This window comes from Streptomyces sp. NPDC041108 (assembly GCF_055592645.1).
This window is the reverse complement of record NZ_JBVIYK010000012.1, coordinates 92283-108906: the sequence shown is the minus strand read 5'-3', so window position 1 is coordinate 108906 and position 16624 is coordinate 92283. Positions and strand designations below refer to the sequence as shown.

General features: G+C 70.2%; 17 protein-coding genes and 1 pseudogene. 7 read left to right on the top strand and 11 right to left on the bottom strand.

The genetic code is table 11. From position 1 onward, the window contains the following. Position 1: 1 nt before the first annotated feature. From ACZ6BB_RS29575 to ACZ6BB_RS29565, 3 genes are all read right to left on the bottom strand, one after another. The gene (locus tag ACZ6BB_RS29575) at positions 2 to 484 is read right to left on the bottom strand and encodes a hypothetical protein (RefSeq protein WP_471618196.1); all 483 of its coding nucleotides are present in this window, start codon (positions 482 to 484) and stop codon (positions 2 to 4) included. Positions 485 to 568: 84 nt separating this feature from the next. Next, positions 569 to 1924 (bottom strand): FtsK/SpoIIIE domain-containing protein, encoded by a 1356-nt coding sequence (locus tag ACZ6BB_RS29570; RefSeq protein ID WP_471618195.1) that lies wholly within the window; start codon positions 1922 to 1924, stop codon positions 569 to 571. 2 nt (positions 1925 to 1926) lie between these two features. Continuing rightward, on the bottom strand, positions 1927 to 2190 hold the full coding sequence (locus ACZ6BB_RS29565; protein ID WP_471618194.1) for a hypothetical protein: 264 nt from the start codon (positions 2188 to 2190) through the stop codon (positions 1927 to 1929). Between ACZ6BB_RS29565 and ACZ6BB_RS29560 the strand changes: the two genes are divergently transcribed. After that, positions 2189 to 2659 (top strand): NUDIX hydrolase, encoded by a 471-nt coding sequence (locus tag ACZ6BB_RS29560; protein WP_471618193.1) that lies wholly within the window; start codon positions 2189 to 2191, stop codon positions 2657 to 2659. The genes ACZ6BB_RS29565 and ACZ6BB_RS29560 overlap by 2 nt on opposite strands. Here ACZ6BB_RS29560 and ACZ6BB_RS29555 read toward each other — a convergent pair. The 3 genes from ACZ6BB_RS29555 to ACZ6BB_RS29545 all read right to left on the bottom strand — a co-directional run bounded on the left by ACZ6BB_RS29555 (position 2647) and on the right by ACZ6BB_RS29545 (position 4962). Beyond that, entirely contained in the window at positions 2647 to 3576 is a 930-nt protein-coding gene (locus ACZ6BB_RS29555) for an HDIG domain-containing metalloprotein (RefSeq protein WP_471618318.1), read from the bottom strand. The two genes, ACZ6BB_RS29560 and ACZ6BB_RS29555, sit on opposite strands and share 13 nt — an antisense overlap. Positions 3577 to 4081: 505 nt before the next feature. Continuing rightward, positions 4082 to 4597: an ImmA/IrrE family metallo-endopeptidase gene (locus ACZ6BB_RS29550; RefSeq protein ID WP_471618192.1), complete on the bottom strand. Its 516-nt coding sequence runs from the start codon at positions 4595 to 4597 to the stop codon at positions 4082 to 4084. Positions 4598 to 4599: 2 nt separating this feature from the next. Continuing rightward, positions 4600 to 4962 carry a helix-turn-helix domain-containing protein gene (locus tag ACZ6BB_RS29545; protein ID WP_471618191.1) on the bottom strand — a complete coding sequence of 121 codons (363 nt, stop codon included), beginning with the start codon at positions 4960 to 4962 and terminating at the stop codon, positions 4600 to 4602. A gap of 220 nt (positions 4963 to 5182) precedes the next feature. Here ACZ6BB_RS29545 and ACZ6BB_RS29540 point away from each other — a divergent pair, with 220 nt between their 5' ends. The 6 genes from ACZ6BB_RS29540 (at position 5183) to ACZ6BB_RS29515 (ending at position 11008) form a co-directional block, all read left to right on the top strand. Further along, entirely contained in the window at positions 5183 to 5350 is a 168-nt protein-coding gene (locus ACZ6BB_RS29540; RefSeq protein ID WP_471618190.1) for a hypothetical protein, read from the top strand. Between the two features lie 7 nt (positions 5351 to 5357). Next, positions 5358 to 5579, top strand: coding sequence for a DUF2188 domain-containing protein (locus tag ACZ6BB_RS29535; protein WP_471618189.1), 222 nt, complete (start codon positions 5358 to 5360; stop codon positions 5577 to 5579). A 241-nt stretch (positions 5580 to 5820) separates the two neighbouring features. After that, positions 5821 to 6927 carry a dual-specificity RNA methyltransferase RlmN gene (gene rlmN, locus ACZ6BB_RS29530; protein WP_471618188.1) on the top strand — a complete coding sequence of 369 codons (1107 nt, stop codon included), beginning with the start codon at positions 5821 to 5823 and terminating at the stop codon, positions 6925 to 6927. A gap of 279 nt (positions 6928 to 7206) precedes the next feature. Further along, positions 7207 to 8289: a thiamine ABC transporter substrate-binding protein gene (locus ACZ6BB_RS29525; protein ID WP_471618187.1), complete on the top strand. Its 1083-nt coding sequence runs from the start codon at positions 7207 to 7209 to the stop codon at positions 8287 to 8289. After that, positions 8265 to 9974: an ABC transporter permease gene (locus ACZ6BB_RS29520; protein ID WP_471618186.1), complete on the top strand. Its 1710-nt coding sequence runs from the start codon at positions 8265 to 8267 to the stop codon at positions 9972 to 9974. The genes ACZ6BB_RS29525 and ACZ6BB_RS29520 overlap by 25 nt, the downstream gene beginning before the upstream one ends. After that, positions 9974 to 11008 (top strand): ABC transporter ATP-binding protein, encoded by a 1035-nt coding sequence (locus ACZ6BB_RS29515; RefSeq protein ID WP_471618185.1) that lies wholly within the window; start codon positions 9974 to 9976, stop codon positions 11006 to 11008. Before ACZ6BB_RS29520 ends, ACZ6BB_RS29515 begins: the two co-directional genes overlap by 1 nt. A 167-nt stretch (positions 11009 to 11175) precedes the next feature. Here the strand turns inward: ACZ6BB_RS29515 and ACZ6BB_RS29510 are convergent, their stop codons facing one another. The 5 genes and pseudogenes from ACZ6BB_RS29510 to ACZ6BB_RS29490 all read right to left on the bottom strand — a co-directional run. Further along, the gene (locus tag ACZ6BB_RS29510) at positions 11176 to 11970 is read right to left on the bottom strand and encodes an LAETG motif-containing sortase-dependent surface protein (protein WP_471618184.1); all 795 of its coding nucleotides are present in this window, start codon (positions 11968 to 11970) and stop codon (positions 11176 to 11178) included. A gap of 229 nt (positions 11971 to 12199) precedes the next feature. Further along, positions 12200 to 13324: an LOG family protein gene (locus tag ACZ6BB_RS29505; RefSeq protein ID WP_471618183.1), complete on the bottom strand. Its 1125-nt coding sequence runs from the start codon at positions 13322 to 13324 to the stop codon at positions 12200 to 12202. A 148-nt stretch (positions 13325 to 13472) separates the two neighbouring features. Further along, complete coding sequence (locus ACZ6BB_RS29500) at positions 13473 to 13880, bottom strand: VOC family protein (protein ID WP_471618182.1); 408 nt, start codon at positions 13878 to 13880, stop codon at positions 13473 to 13475. Positions 13881 to 13995: 115 nt separating this feature from the next. Next, positions 13996 to 15282 (bottom strand): hypothetical protein, encoded by a 1287-nt coding sequence (locus tag ACZ6BB_RS29495; protein ID WP_471618181.1) that lies wholly within the window; start codon positions 15280 to 15282, stop codon positions 13996 to 13998. Next, a pseudogene (locus ACZ6BB_RS29490) lies at positions 15264 to 16370 on the bottom strand (ABC transporter ATP-binding protein); the annotation flags it as partial. The gene ACZ6BB_RS29495 and the pseudogene ACZ6BB_RS29490, both read right to left, overlap by 19 nt. Between the last annotated feature and the right edge of the window lie 254 nt (positions 16371 to 16624).

The following is a 16624-nucleotide window of genomic DNA, read 5'->3' as shown; positions in this document are numbered from 1 at the left end:
GTCACCCCGCCACGGTTCGGCCGTTGGCCGTGACGATGGCCTTCAGGACGAAGGCGAGGTTGGTGGTGTCGAGGCCGGTGACGGCGTCGCCGAGCGGGATGCGGGCGGTGGTGTCGGCGAGCGAGGCGGCGAGGGCCAGGATGCGCAGTTCCCCGCTGGAGGCGGGCAGTTCCTTCGCGGCCAGGGCTTCGACGACCTTGAGCCAGTCGACGCCGTAGGGGGCAGGGTCGGGCCCGGAGTAGTCGATCAGGAGCAGGCTGGGCCGCTCCGCCAGGCGCTTGATCCACAGGCCGTGGTCGATGAGGAGGTTGATCGCGGCGCGCAGGGCCGGGGAGCCGTCGGCGCTGGTCTGGAGGGTGATGGTCAGTTGGTCGGGGTCGATGGTCACCGTGCCGTTGTCGGTGTCGTACCAGGGGCAGTCACGCTCGTCGTGGTCGATGCCGGTCTCGTCGCCGTCGACGTCGCCGCAGTGCTCGCAGAACACGAGGGTGCTCCTTCCTGTCTGGAGGCATGGAGGGGGTAGGGACGTGGCGCGAAGCGGTCGCGCCGAGCCGGGGAAGCGGGAGGGTCAGGCCGTGGCGGGGGCTGTCTTGGACAGCGGCACCGGGGCCGAGGGTGCCGGGGCGAGCGCGGGGCGGAACGGGGCCAGGGCGGGCAGGTCCGGGGTGCGGTCGGCGTGCTTGTTGCAGATGTTCACGGCCTCACGCAGCGAGGTGTGCGGGGCGCGGATGCGGGCCCAGCCGCCGGAGGCGTCGCCCGTGACGGCGATGCCGGGGGTGTCGGTGGGGATCTGGATGGCGGCGAGGACGGCGTCCGGCGCGATGTCGCCAAAGGCCATGTTCGCCGAGGATTCGTCGTTGACGCGGTGGGCGGTGCGGCCGGTGAGCTGGGCACGGAGCATGGTGATGCCCTTGCCGAGTTCGGAGCCGAAGCGCTGCCCGCAGATCTCCAGGTAGATGCCGGCGGCGCGGCCGAGCTGGGCGAGGCGGACCAGGGCGGTGATGATGCGGTCGCGTCGTTTCTCGTCGTCCTTGGTGGCGTAGAGGGCGAGTTCGGCGACCTCGTCGACCAGGACCACGACCGGGACCGGGCGCAGGTCGGCGGGCAGGTCCCAGATGTCGGCGGCGATCTCCGCATCCGGGACGTTCACTGTGATCCGCTGGTTGGCCCGGATCAGCTGGTAGACCTCCTCCATGTGCGTGACGAGCGCTTCGAGCAGGGCGAGGGCAGTGTCAGGGTTGTCGGCGAGCGCGGAGAACCTGCGAGCCAGCGGGAAGAGTTCCACCCCTTGCTTGCAGTCGATGCCCACCAGCGCGACATCCAGTGGGGCCAGCCCGGCGACCAGGTTGCGCTGGTAGACGGACTTGCCGGATTCCGTGGCGCCGAGGGTGAGGCCGTGCGGGACGGTGCGGTAGTCGCGGTAGTGCACCGAGCCGTCCTCCCGCAGGGCCACCGGGACCCGCATCGGGCGGGCGTCGATCCTGGCGGGCATCTGTACCCGCCTGAGGACGTCGTAGCCGGTCATCCGTACCTCGACCACACCCGAGCGCAACTCACGCGAGGTGACGCCGTACACGCCGAAGGAGTGGCGAAGCCGGTCGGCGGACGCCGCGACATCGAACGCGTCCTGTCCGGGGCGCAGGCCCAGGCGCAGGACCAGGCCGGTGCGGGTGGGCCGTATCCGCAGGATGCGCGGCGGGCGGGACTGCGGGAGCTCCCGGTTGGCGACCCGGGCCAGGGCCAGACGCCAGCGGGAAGGCGGGACGGTCAGGCCGCAGGCGTCCATGACCGAGGCGTAGCGGACCAGGACCCGCAGGGTGGCGAGGGTGGCCCCGAAGGTCAGCCAGTACCAGGCGGGGCGCCGCCACCGCAGGATCACTGCGGCAGCGACGACCAGCACCAGAGCGACCGTGAACCAGGTCATGATCAGGCAGCCTTCGGCTTCGAGGCAGCGGCGGCCAGCGAGGTGACGGCGACCGCGCGGAAGGCGATGCCGTGGCGCTTCTGACCGTTGAACTCGTTCTCCCACGCCGAGGCGACCAGGCCCGTCAGCGCGACCGGGGTGCCCATGGCCAGGTCCTCAGAGACGCCCGGCTGCGGAACGGTGAGCTTGAGGATCTCGACCTCGTCCGGGGGCGCGGGCGAACCGCATAGTTCGACTGTGAGCCGATCGTGCGAGGCTGGAGTCATGGCCCGCGTCGACTACATCAACGATCCCAACGCTCCGAAGGCGAACAGCATCGTCCCCTCGGTCACCGCCGTTGCGCGCAACGAGGCGGGCGAGGTCCTGCTTATCCATAAGACCGACAACGACCTGTGGGCCCTGCCAGGTGGCGGCGTCGACGTCGGCGAGTCGGTGGCGAACGCAGCGGTGCGCGAGACGAAGGAAGAGACCGGCTTCGACGTCGAAGTGACGGGCCTGGTCGGCCTCTACACCAACCCAGGCCACGTCATGGCGTACGACGACGGCGAAGTACGCCAACAGTTCTCGATCTGCTTCACGGCCCGGATCACCGGGGGCAAGCTGCGGACCAGCAGCGAGAGCAAGGAAGTGGCGTTCGTCGACCCCAGCAGGCTGGACGAGTTGAACATCCACCCGTCCATGCGGATGCGTATCGAGCATGGCTTGGCCGACCGGGCAGAGCCCTACATCGGCTGAGAATGTCCCGGCCGGTCAGTCAACAGATGCCGACGCAGCAACCGGAGCGCCGGGGCGTGGTTGTAGTACTCGGCTACCTGCAAGGGTGTCGCACCCGTTGAATCCGGCAGAGCCGGGTCAGCGCCGTAGGCCAGGAGCACGGCAGTCGTTGCCACGGCGAGCGGTTCACCACTCTGCAAGGCCACGTCGCCCTCCGTCCCAACCGCGTGTGTCAGCGGCGTCACGGCGTTGCCCTCGTCAGGGTCCGCACCTGCGTCAAGCAGCCGGGCCAACAACTCCACATCCTGATGCTCCGCTGCAAAGAGCGTCGGCGGCCACCAACCGCTTCCATCAATGATCGCCCGCTGGCTGGGCGGCAGCGAGGTGAAAGCCGCTACGCGACGCTTCGTCCGACCCACCGCAGCGCCAAGGTAGGGACGCGCCTTGCTGATCGCGTTGTGGACTTCACTGCCCGGTTCGTAGCGGACCAAGATCTCGTCGATCCGGGTATCAAAATCGAAGGACTGCCCAGCAGGACCAGTCGTCATGTCAGCAAAGATCAGAGCATCAAGGACCGGCGAGTCTTCCCGTTCATAGACGGCCAGCTCCGCCGACAACCCTCGCTGCTCCGCCTCATACACAGCCCCGGAGTGATGAGCGACCAGCCGCACGAGTCGTGCCGGCGCACCCGCGGACTCAAGATGACGAGCGCCATCAAGAGGATGGAACCCTGTATCGCGTAGCTCAGGCGCGTAGCCGATGTCATGCAGCCATGCGGCGGCAACCAACAGGTCCCGCTCATTCTTGGACACAGCCGCAGTGGCTTCCTGAGCCCGAGCGGCCACAGCCTGAGTGTGCAACCAACGGTTCCCGAGCGGAGGAAGCAGGGACTCAGCGAGCTCCGCTGCTCCCTGGGGCGTGTCCAGTGCAGAAGGCATGTATGGAACCGTAGCGGAGACGTGTGGTGAGCCGACAGCCTCGATCGAACGGCTTTCGATCATGGTGCGGTACAACTTTCCCTACATCATCAAGAGCCCGCGCACGGCGCGGGCGCGCGCCGCCTCTGCGGCGCGGCCTGCCTGCTGTCTGCGCCCCGGCTGGCCGCGCCCGGCGGCGCGCTACGTGCATGCGGGCAGAAGCGAGGAAGTCACCCGCGGGTCCAAGACATGCCTCCGGCGGGGGCGCTCAGGCTCCGAGATGGCGGGGGCGCCGTTCGCGAGTGCCGGCCGTTTGTGGTGTGCGCGGGGAGCTCCCATCCCGTCTGCCGTCGACCCAGGCAGAGCCGAGCAGACGCGGCTCCTGGCGTCCAGGTCGTTCGTACAGTGGCGCGCTCCACCTGGACGCCAGGAACCACGCCCGCTCCACGGTGTGTGGGTCGACGGCAGACGGGATGGGAGCTGGGGCGAGTGGTGGGTTGAGGGAGTCGGAGCCGAGTGGCGGGCTTTAGGAAGCAAGGATGCCGAGATTAATCAAGCGGTATCCCATAGCTTCAGCACTTACGTCAAAATCTCTGGCCAACTTCACGATCAGGCGGTCTCTGGTAATGCCATCTTGTGCGTAAGAGACCACTTGAGACCGGATCATTCGTGCAGGCATGAGAATTTCGGCAGCGAAAGCATTGGCTTCGATCTCTTCCTCGTTTGTCCCAAGACTGGACACGTCGTCACGCCAGTCAATTCTCATTGCATGATCTACAATGAGTGGTTTTCCTTCATGGAGATCGAGATGGCCCATTTCGTGAGCGATCGTGAAGCGTTGGCGCCTAGGGCTGGTTGCCGAATTGATGCCAATAATCCTAGTTTGTCCGTCCCTAAGGGCGAACCCAGACTGTGTGCCGTCGAAGGCTTTTCGGGTAACGATCACACCTTCGGCGCGAGCGATCGATTCAATTGGGACAGGGAAAATGTCGACGGCATACTTTTGCAGGAGAGACTGTGCGGCCTTGGTGGCGATGGACACGTTCACTCCTTCGGCTCCGGCTTTCCGATCAGTTGAGCGAGTGTGCTCTCGACGAAGTCTCGACTGCTTTCGTCTGCGTCTTGGAGCCGTTCATCGATATTGCTCAACTCGGGTGCGGCTTGGTTCTCGGTGATGTCTGGCAGTAGTTCGGTGGCGTTGATATTTAGCGTTTCCGCAATCAGGGCGAACATGTGCAGTGGAAGCCGCTGTCGCCCGCCCTCGATGTTCGCAATCGATGAGCGGGCCAGGCCGAGGGGTGCGGCCAGCTCGGCTTGGGTCAGCCGTGCGGCGGACCTGGCGTCGCGGATGCGATCCCCCACGCGTACGTAGAAACGATCGACCTGGGGGTCGTCTGGCTGCGGCATGCCCACTCCCTGCGGTGAATCTACCAACTCTAACAGGACATAGGTTTACCTCACAAACGTTACTGGTAGGTAACGCCACTGATGTCAGTGTGGCTGACGCGCCTTGACGGGCGCTTGTGGGTGTGCGTAGCGTTTCTCCTGTAAGCGCACCGCGATCATGACAGCGGTGAGTGAGCGGTGCACGCAACACGCATGTGCCGCCTGCCGAAAGGAGGAAGTCGTGGCAAAGAACACGGGAGCCAGCTACCGGCGAGGGGCTGTACGGGGCCGAAGTCAGGCTCTGAACACCCGGACGGGAGCGTGGACCCTGCGGGACGCGCTGACCGGCAAGTTCCTGAATGGCAAGAGCGACAGCAAGCCCTTCAAGGGCGTACGTAAGGAGAAGTGAGGACGCTATGGCCCGCACGCGATACCGGGTTGTGCCGAACGGAAGCATGTGGCAGCTCCGCCGCGAGCAGACGCGGCTGTCGGACCACAACTACAAGTACCAGGCGGTCGAGTCGGGGCAGCGCATTGCGCGCGCCAACCCGCCGAGCCAGCTGATCATCCACAACGCGGACGGCTCGATCGAGAAGGAGTACACGTACGGGGACGACCCGTACCCGCCGCAGGGATGAGTGGGGGCTGAGGCCAGCACAGGACGGCAATCCGCAGCCCCAGCCCGCACCATCTCGCCGTGATCGTATCGGAGGCCTCCTCCCCCCTTGCTGGGAGTGAGGCCTTCGGCGTGCCCTGCACCCTGGGCCGTCCCTGGGCCGTCCGAGGTCGGCCAACGCTGACAGTCGGCACCCACGGGTGACCACCCCCACCCCGCTCTGGCCTGGGCTCCCCGAGTTGATCTGCGACACTGGGAGGGTTATGCCGAAGCCCGGAGAACTCACATTCGTCGCCCCCCGCGGAGCCAAGAAGCCGCCGCGGCATCTTGCTGATCTTTCGCCTGCCGAGCGGAAGGAGGCTGTTGCCGCGATCGGGGAGAAGCCGTTTCGCGCCAAGCAGCTCTCTCAGCACTACTTCGCGCGGTACGCGCACGACCCGGAGCAGTGGACCGACATCCCCGCGGGCGCGCGCTCGAAGCTGCGGGAGGCGCTGCTTCCGGAGCTGATGACGGTCGTGCGGCATCTGTCGACCGACCAGGACACCACGCGCAAGACGCTGTGGCGGCTGTTCGACGGGACACTCGTCGAGTCGGTGCTGATGCGGTACCCGGACCGGGTGACGATGTGCATCAGCTCGCAGGCCGGGTGCGGGATGAACTGCCCGTTCTGCGCGACCGGACAGGCCGGGCTCGACCGGAATCTGTCCACCGCCGAGATCGTCCACCAGATCGTGGACGGGATGAGGGCGCTCAGGGACGGTGAGATTCCCGGAGGGCCCGCCCGGCTGTCCAACATCGTCTTCATGGGGATGGGCGAGCCGCTCGCCAACTACAACCGGGTCGTCGGCGCCATCCGCCGGCTCACCGATCCGGAGCCGGACGGGCTGGGGCTCTCGCAGCGCGGGATCACCGTGTCGACGGTGGGGCTGGTGCCCGCCATCCACCGGTTCGCCGATGAGGGGTTCAAGTGCCGGCTCGCCATCTCCCTGCACGCGCCGGACGACGAACTGCGCGACACCCTCGTCCCCGTGAACACGCGGTGGAAGGTGCGTGAGGTCCTCGACGCCGGGTGGGAGTACACGGCCAGGTCCGGACGCCGGCTGTCGATCGAGTACGCGCTGATCCGGGACATCAACGACCAGGCGTGGCGCGGTGACCGGCTGGGCCGGCTGCTCAAGGGCAAGCCGGTGCACGTGAACCTGATTCCGCTGAACCCCACTCCTGGGTCCAAGTGGACCGCCTCCCGGCCCGAGGACGAGAAGGCGTTCGTCGAGGCCATCGCCGCCCACGGGGTGCCGGTGACCGTCCGGGACACCCGGGGGCAGGAGATCGACGGTGCGTGCGGGCAGCTGGCGGCCACCCAGCGGTAGACCGTTGAGGGGACCGGGGCCAGGGTCGGCTCGTGGCCACCGGCAGGAGTCGTGAACCGGCCACGGGGTAGTCTGACCCCGTACACATCTTCATATTCCGACAGGGGAGCGCCACAGCGCTGAGAGTGCGGCAAGCGGGCCGCAGACCCTCTGAACCTCGCCCAGGTCATTCTGGGTAGGAAGTTCGGTCTTCACTCGAGCTGTTGCGCCCTGCCCGGGATCCGTCGAGGAGCCGGGGCAGGGCCGCGTCTCTTCCTGGTCACTTCCAGGAGGACATCAGTGCACATCAGATCAGTCGTCGCCGCGGCCGTCGGCCTCGGGCTCGTCACGCTGTCCGCGTGCGGGTCGTCGTCCTCCGACGACAGCGGGTCGGGGGCCGGCTCCAAGACCGTCACGCTCGTCAGCCACGGCTCCTTCGCCTACTCCAAGGACGTGCTGAAGGCGTTCGAGAAGGAGTCGGGCTACAAGGTCAAGGTCCTCAAGAGCGGGGACGCGGGCCAGGCCGTCAACCAGGCCATCCTGACCAAGGACAATCCGCAGGGCGACGTCTTCTTCGGCGTCGACAACACCCTGCTGTCCCGCGCGCTCGACAACGGCCTCTTCCAGCCGTACGAGGCGAAGGGGCTCGACAAGGTCGGTGCCGCGTACCAGCTGGACAAGGCCGAGCACCGGGTCACGCCCATCGACTCCGGTGACATCTGTGTCAACTACGACAAAGCGTACTTCGGCGAGAAGAAGATCGAGCCGCCGCAGACGTTCGACGACCTGATCAAGCCCGAGTACAAGGACCTCCTCGTCACCGAGAACGCCTCCACCTCCTCGCCGGGCCTCGGGTTCGTCCTCGGCACGGCCGCGAAGTACGGCGACGGGGGGTGGGAGGGCTACTGGAAGAAGCTCAAGGCCAACGGCGTCAAGGTCGTGGACGGCTGGGAGCAGGCGTACTACCAGGAGTTCTCCGGGTCGACGGACGGCAAGAAGGCGGGGGGCGACCGGCCCCTCGTCGTGTCCTACGCCTCCTCGCCGCCCGCCGAGGTCATCTACGCCGAGCCTCGTCCCAAGGCCGCGCCCACCGGGGTCGCCACCGGTACCTGCTTCCGGCAGATCGAGTTCGCGGGACTGCTGAACAACGCGCGGAACGCCGAGGGCGGCAAGGCGCTCATCGACTTCCTGATCTCGAAGAGGTTCCAGGAGGACATGCCGCTCAACATGTTCGTGTACCCGGTCGTCGAGGGTGCCTCCGTGCCCGCGGAGTTCACCGAGTACGGACCGGCCGCGAAGGACCCGGAGACCATGGCGCCGGCGAAGATCGCCGAGAAGCGTGACGAGTGGGTCAAGTCATGGACCTCGCTCGTACTGAAGTAGCGAAGGAGCCTCCCGGGCCGGCGGCCGCCGTGCCCCCGCGGGAGGCCCGTAGGGGGAGTACGGGGAGCGCGGCGCGGCTCGGGCTGATGGCCCTGCCCGTCGCGTTCTTCGGGGTGTTCTTCGCCTATCCCGTCGCCGCGATCGTCGTACGGGGGCTGAAGGCCGACGGGAGCTGGGACCTCGGGCGGATCGGGGAGGTGCTGGGGGACTCCGGGATCCGGCACGTGCTGTGGTTCACCACCTGGCAGGCGCTCGTCTCGACCGCGCTCACCCTGCTGATCGCGCTCCCCGGCGCGTATGTGTTCGCGCGCTTCGATTTCAGGGGCAAGGACGTGCTGCGGGCGGTCGTGACCGTGCCGTTCGTGCTGCCCACCGTGGTCGTCGGTACGGCGTTCCTGGCCCTGGTCGGGCGGGGCGGGCTGCTCGACGAGCTGTGGGGCGTACGGCTGGACACCACGGTCTGGGCGATCCTGCTCGCGCATGTCTTCTTCAACTACGCGGTCGTCGTCAGGACCGTGGGCGGTCTGTGGTCGCAGCTGGACCCGCGGCAGGAGGAGGCCGCGCGGATGCTCGGAGCGTCCCCTCTGGCGGCCTGGCGGAGGGTGACGCTCCCGGCGCTCGCGCCCGCCGTGGCCGCCGCGACGCTGATGGTCTTCCTCTTCACCTTCACCTCCTTCGGGGTGGTGCAGATCCTCGGTGGGCCGACCTTCTCGACGCTCGAAGTGGAGATCTACCGGCAGACCTCGGAGATCTTCGACCTGTCGGCGGCCGCCGTGCTGACGCTCGTGCAGTTCGTCGCCGTCGGGCTGATCCTCGCCGTCCACGCGTGGACCGTACGGCGGCGGGAGAGCGCGCTGCGGCTGGTCGACCCGTCGCTCACGGCCCGGCGGCCGCGTGGGGCCGGGCAGTGGGCGCTGCTCGGCGGGGTGCTCGGCACCGTCGTCGTGCTGATCCTGCTGCCGTCGGGCGTGCTGGTGGAGAGATCCCTGGACGCGCCCGGATTCGGCTACTACAAGGCGTTGACCAGGGACGACAGCGGAATCTTCCTGGTGGCGCCGATCGAGGCGATCGGCAACTCGCTCCAGTACGCGCTCGCCGCCACCGGAATCGCCCTGCTGGTCGGCGGCCTCGCCGCCGCCGCGCTCACCAGGCGGGCCAACCGCCTCGTCCGGGGCTTCGACGCGCTGCTCATGCTGCCGCTCGGGGTGTCCGCGGTGACCGTCGGCTTCGGGTTCCTGATCGCGCTGGACGAGCCGCCGCTGGACCTGAGGTCGTCCTGGATCCTGGTGCCGCTCGCCCAGGCCCTGGTGGGCGTCCCCTTCGTCGTCCGGACCATGCTGCCCGTGCTGCGGGCGGTGGACGAACGGCTGCGGGAGGCGGCGGCCGTGCTCGGGGCCTCGCCGTGGCGGGTGTGGCGCGAGGTCGACCTGCCGATGGTGCGACGGGCCCTGCTGATCGCGGCCGGGTTCGCCTTCGCCGTCTCGCTCGGGGAGTTCGGGGCGACCGTGTTCATCGCACGCGCCGACAACCCCACGCTCCCGGTCGCCGTGGCCCGACTGCTCGGACGCCCCGGTGACCTCAACTACGGCCAGGCGATGGCCCTTTCGACGATTCTGATGGTGGTGTGCGCGGTGGCCCTGCTGGTGCTGGAGCGCCTGCGTACCGATCGCACGGGGGAGTTCTGATGCTGCTCGGGCTTGAGGGAGCGACCGTACGGTTCGACGGGCGGCCCGTGCTCGACGCCGTCGATCTGGAGGTCGCCGAGCACGAGATCGTGTGTGTGCTGGGGCCCAGCGGCAGCGGCAAGTCGACGCTGCTGCGGGTGGTCGCCGGTCTCCAGCCGCTCGACGGCGGGCGGGTGCTCCTCGCCGGGAACGACCAGGCGGGCGTGCCCGCGCACAAGCGCGGTGTCGGTCTGATGTTCCAGGACCATCAGCTCTTCCCGCAGCGGGACGTGGCCGGAAACGTCGCCTTCGGTCCCCGGATGCACGGCGCGGCGAAGGCCGAACGGGCGGTACGGGTACGGGAGTTGCTGGATCTGGTCGGACTGCCCGGAGCGGCCCGGCGGCGGGTCGGGGAGCTGTCCGGCGGTGAGCAGCAGCGGGTCGCGCTGGCCCGGGCCCTCGCCCCGCGCCCCCGGCTGCTGATGCTCGACGAGCCCCTCGGTCAGCTGGACCGGTCGTTGCGGGAGCGGCTGGTCGTCGAACTGCGGGAGCTGTTCGCGGAGTTGGGGACGACCGTGCTGGCGGTCACGCACGACCAGGGTGAGGCGTTCGCGCTGGCCGACCGGGTCGTGGTGATGCAGGACGGGAGGATCGCCCAGTCCGGTACGCCTCTCGACGTGTGGCAGCGGCCGGTGGACGAGTTCGTGGCCCGTTTCCTCGGCTTCGACAACGTGGTCGAGGCCACCGTGACCGGGGCGGCAGCGGACACGGCATGGGGCAAGGTGCCGGTGCCGGAGGGATCGCCGCAGGGGGCGTGCGCGCTGCTCGTGCGGCCCGCGGGAGTGCGCCTGGTCGATGCGGCCGACGGGCTGCGCTGCACGGTCGCCGCGCGCACCTTCCGGGGCACCCATGTCACCGTGCACCTCCAGCCCGAGGGCGCGCCGCGCCTGGAGGCGGCGTGCGCGCTGCGGGACGCGCCGGAGCCCGGGGCCCGGGTGGGCGTGGGCTTCGACGCGGCCGAGATCGTCGTACTGGGAGCCGGCCCGGCCGCGTAGGGTGCGGTGCCGGGCCGCCGCTCACGCGCGAGCCCTGGCCCGGCACGACCACGGCCGCGCGGAGTTCGACCTGACCGTACGGTCGCGAGCGGGGGAGTCGCCCCGGACGGGCGTGTGGCCCGTGCCCCTCCGCGAGGGGCACGGGCCACAGCCCTGAGGAGCGGTGATCAGCGTGTGGAGGCCCCACGCCGCCGCATGCTGTAGTACACGGCACCGGCGCCGAGGGCGACCAGGGCCGCCGCGGCACCGGCGATCGGGCCGGTGTTCGAGTCGGCGCCGGTCTCGGCGAGGTTGGAGCCGCCGCCGGTCTCGGTGAGGCTGGAGTCGCCCTCCGGGGAGGGGGCGTTGTTGTCGTTCGAGTCGGCGGGGGTGATGCCCTCGGACGCGGACGGCGTGGGGGACGTCCTGGTCTCGGAGGGCTCGTCCTCGTCGTCGTTCTTGCCGTTGCCGTTGCCGTTGCCGTTGCCGTTGCCGTTGCCGTTGCCGTTGCCCTTGTTCTCGCCCTTGTCCTCCGAGGACTTGCCCGGGCCCTTCGAGGCGGCCGGCGGGGTGTCCGCCCCGGCCCCGCAGGCCTTGGCGGGGGTGATCAGGTTCGGCTTGATGTCCGCGTCCACGTAGTTCTCCGCCGTGACGTGGATGCGGTACTCGGCCTTCGGCTCCCAGTCCTCCTCGAAGGTGATGGTGACACCGTCGGCGGTGGAGTCCTCGATCGTTCTGCTGCCCACCTGACGCAGGTCGGCCCCGTTGTTCTCCAGATAGACGGTGACCTCGGCCTCGACGCCCAGAGGGTCCACGTCGGTCACGCGGATGACGCCCTTGTCACCGTCGCACTCGGCGACGGCGGAGAAGTCCTTGATGCTGCAGGCCATGGCGTTGCCCGCGGCGCCGAACACCAGCGCGGCGGACGCGAAAGCAATACCGACATAGCGCGAAGTTCGCGCGGTGCGGAGAGATATGGACACTTTTGCCCTTCACGGGAAGCACAGGGGGTGGGGGTGACGGAGGGCCGCCGGACGGGCGGCTTCCCCATGTGCCTCACAGGTTTATAAGCGGGCCGTAAGTACTGTCAATCCGAAGAATTGTTTGAGCGGTTCGGTTCGGCCCGCGACGAACCGTCCACGGTGTCGACGAGCCCTCCGCAGTGCCGACGAAACCTCCACAGCGTCGACGCTCCCGGTGGCGGCTCGTGCCTCACGCCCCGAGACGCGCCAGCGCGTCCGGGGCCTCCTCGATCCGGTCCACCAACGCGATCCGGTTCTCCATCGAGCGCCCCTGTGCCAGCGACCGGAGCAACGGCCAGGCCGGCAGCCTCTCCGTCCAGTGGGCACGGTCGACGAGGACCATGGGGGTCGGTTCGCCGCGGGACTCGTAGTAGTTGGGGGTCGCGTTGTCGAAGACCTCCTGGACGGTTCCGGCGGCGCCGGGCAGGAAGACTATGCCGGCGGTGGAGCGGGCGAGGAGGCCGTCCTCGCGGGTGGCGTTGGCGAAGTACTTGGCGATGTGGGAGGCGAAGGGGTTCGGCGGCTCGTGGCCGTAGAACCAGGTGGGGATGCCGACGGAGGTGCCGCCCTTCGGCCAGCGGGCGCGTACCTCGAAGGCGGCGCTCGCCCACGCGGTGACGGAGGGCGTGAACTTCGGTGCCTTGGCCAGGAGTCGCAGGGACTCGGCGAGCATCTCGTCGTCGTACGGGGCCGCGTAGGCGCCCAGGTTCGCGGCCTCCATCGCGCCGGGACCGCCGCCGGTGGCGACGGTGAGACCCGAGCGGGCCAGGGTGCGGCCGAGCCGGGCGGCGCCCTCGTACGCCTCCGTGCCGCGAGCCATCGCGTGGCCGCCCATCACGCCCACCACCCGGGCGCCGGTCAGGAGTTCGTCGAGGGCGTCCGAGACGGAGTCGTCGTGGACGGCGCGCAGCAGGGAGGCGTAGACGTCCCGGTCGGCCTTGGTGCGCTGGAACCAGGCGTAGGCGAGGGCGTCGGGCGTGGCCTCGTAGCCGTCGTCCGCCAGGGACGCGAACAGCTCGTCGGGGGAGTAGAGCAGGCCGCGGTACGGGTCGAAGGGCAGGCCGGGGACGGGCGGGAAGACCAGGGCACCGTCCGTGCGGACCTTCGCCGCGGCCTCCTCGCGCATCGGGCAGCCGAGGAAGACGGCTCCGGCCGCGCCGGTGGTGAGCAGTTCGCGCGTACGGTCCGTCAGGTCGACCGCCTGGACGCGGAATCCGGAGAGGGTGCCACGTGCCGAGACGATCGCGTCGAACTCCTCGATCGTCTCGATCTCGTGGTCGTCGTGGTGGGCCGCGTGGGCGGGCATCGTCTGCACCCGCCCATGCTAGGGCGCTCCGCCGGGGCGGGACGGGTGCCTGGGGGGGCGACTGTGCGTGGACGGCCGTGGGTGGGCGGGTGGTTGCTCGCGCGGTTCCCCGCGCCCCTTGCGGGGCGCGGCCGTCCAGGACGGTGGAGGGGCGAGCTCAGCCCTCGATCGCGGCCGGGTCCATCCAGACGACCTCCCAGGTGTGGCCGTCGAGGTCGTCGAAGGCGCGGCCGTACATGAAGTCCATCTCCTGGACCTTCTCCGACGCCGTGCCGCCGGCGGCGACCGCCTTCTCGACCAGCTCGTCCACCTTCTCGCGGCTCTCGGCGCTCAGACAGAGCAGCACCTCGCTGGTGCGGGTGGCGTCCGCGATCTCCTTCTTGGTGAAGGACGAGTAGAACGGCTTGGTGAGCAGCATCGCCACGATGGTGTCGCTGATCACGACGGAGGCCGCGTTCTCGTCGCTGAACTGGGGGTTGAGCGTGTACCCCAGCTCCGTGAAGAACTTCTTCGAGGCGTCGAGGTCGTTCACGGGCAGGTTGATGAAGATCATCTGCTGGTACATGGCGAGGTCTCTTCCGTTCCGTCGGATTCGGTCCGTTCGCAGGGGTAGACCGGGGACCCCCGCGGAACTCATCGGCGCGTGCGAACTATTTCGTACGAGTTTTCAGTACGGGTTCTCAGCCGGCCAGGGGGAGCGCGGCCAGCTGGGCGACCGTCCAGGTCAGGGGGCCGAACACGGCGAGCAGGGCTCCCGCGCGGAGCAGGGCCGCCTGCCGGGGCAGGGCGCTCGGCGCCCCCAGCCGCACCAGCGCGGCCGTGGTGTCCGCGTGCGCCCTCCGGGCCTCCACGGCGGCCGTCGCGAGAGTGAGCACGGCACAGCCGGCCACCACGAGCGCGCCCAGCGTGGTGAGCGGGCCGACCGCGGGGCGCACGCCGGAGGACAGCGTCACCATGGCGTACGCCCCGGATGCCACCGCGCACAGCACCCCGAGCGGGCGCCCGATGCGCCGCGCCTCTTCCTGGAGCACGCGCCCGGACAGGAGGCGCAGTGCGCCGGGGCGGGCGGACTGGAGAAGGCGCCCGGTGAGATGGGTGAGCCCCGGCCCGGTGAGGACCAGCCCCAGGGCGGTGAGCAGCCAGCCGCCGAGCACGTCGGCGGGGCTGTGCGCGAAGCCGCCGGGGAGGGAGAGACCGGAGCCGTCGCCGGACTGTCCCGCGTACGTCTCGACGGCGAGGCCGACGGCGAGCACGGTGATGCCCCAGGGGAGGCCACCGGGGGCGGGGCGTGGAGCGGTCGGTTCGGCTGGCCGGTGAGGGGCCGTGGGCGCGTCCTCCGCGTCGGCGGGCTCCTCCTCGTACCGGGTGGCGCCCGCCGAGGCCGCGGCGCGCCGGCCGATGGCGAAGGTGTCGTACGCCATGAAGCGCGTCCGGAGGCCGGTGGGCCGGGCGCCGGTGTGCGCCGGGCGCAGGACGAGGGCGGTCGCGACGGAGGCGGCGGCCGGTACGAGGGCGAGGAGGGTGAGGGCCGCCGGGAGGGGCAGGGGGCGTCCGGCGGCGAGGACGTCGGCGGCGGCGCCGTCGAAGGGCATGCCGGTGAGGTCGCCGCGCAGGTGGAGGAAGAACAGCAGGGCGAGCAGCGAGCCGAGCACGGTGGACAGGGCCGTGGTGACCGCCGAGACGGCCATCAGCCGGCCGGGGCCGAGGCCGATCGCCGACAGACCGGGGCGGGGCCGGGTGCCGGGGTCGGTGCGGGCCACCGTCACCGCGAAGTACACGGTCGCGGCGGCGGGTGCGAGGCACCAGGCCAGCCGCAGCACCGAGCCGGCCGGGGCGTGCGGGTGGGCCATGGCGTGCCCGAGGGCGCAGAGCAGCAGAAATCCCGTACCGCCGGCGGCCGCGGCGACCAGGAGCCGGCGGAGCTGGACGACGGGGTGGGCCCGGCGGGCTAGGCGGAGAGCGAGCACGCGGCCCGGCCTTCCCCGTCGGCTGCGGCGCGGTCCTCCGCGTCCGGGACGCCCGGCGGGTCCCCTTCGGCCGAGGACTCGCCTGCCCGTCGAGTGACGGCCTGGCTTCCTTGCCGGGCCACGGTCTCGTCGGCCTGCTGGGACACCGCCGCGCCTGCCTGTCGAGTCACCGCCTCCCCTCCCTCCTGAGCCACGGCCTCACCTGCCTCCTCTGCGGCGGGCCGCTCCAATCCCTCGGCGGGCCGACCCCTTCCCTCGGCGGGCCGACTCGTTCCTTCGGCGGGCCGGCCCCCTCCCTCGGCGGGCCGCGCCGTCTGCCCGGCGGGCGAGCGGTCTTCGGTCGCGGCGGCGGGCGGGCGTTCCGCCGCGGCGGCGGGCCGGGGGCGGCCCCGCTCGGCCGTCGGCCGGTGGTTCCGCTCGGTATCGGGCCGGGGTGTCTGTCGGTCGGGCCGTCGGCGGCCGCCCTCGGCCTTCGGGGTCGGGGGCAGGTGGACGGTGTTCACCCGGCGGCCGTCCAGCAGGGTCAGCGTGCGGTCCGCGAGGGACGCCGTCTCGGGGTCGTGGGTGGCCAGGACGACCGTGATGTCGTGCGAGCGGGCGGCCGTGGTGAGGGTGCGCAGGACATGGCCGTGCTCGGCGCGGTGCAGCGCGGCGGTCGGCTCGTCCGCGAAGAGCACCGTCGGGCCGGCGACCAGGGCCCGGGCCACGACCACCCGCTGACGCTCGGACTGGAGGAGGGCGTGCGGCCGCTTGCGGGCCGCGTCGCGGATGTCGAGGCGCTCCAGCCACTCCAGGGCGGCGGCCTTGGCGGCCCGGCGGCCGGTGCCGCGCAGCATCAGCGGCAGGGCGGTGTTCTCCCAGGCGTTCAGCTCGGGGACCAGGACCGGCTCGGGGTCGATCCAGGCGAAACGGTCGAGACGCAGCCGTTCCCGGGCGAGCGGACCCATGGTGTGCACGGGGACGCTGTTGAACCACACCTCCCCGCGCTGCACGCGCAGCTGGCCGGACAGGCATCGCAGGAGCGTGGTCTTCCCGCTGCCGCGCGGGCCGGTGACGGCGAGGATCTCGCCCTCCCGGACACCCAGCGACACGCCTTGCAGGGCGGGCGAGCCGTCGTGCGCGTAGGTCAGACCACGTGCCCAGAGCACGTCGTTGTCCGGCGGGGCCACCATGGGCGTACACCTCGGTTCGGATCAGGATTGCCGGGGGAGCCCCCCGTCCGGGGAACGAAGGCAGGGCCGATCGGTTACAGGGGCACGCTAGGGAGTCGGGGCGCCGGGGGCAGGACAGCACACGGCCCGGGACGCCCCCATCTCACTCGTACGGGGGTGTCCCGGGCCGT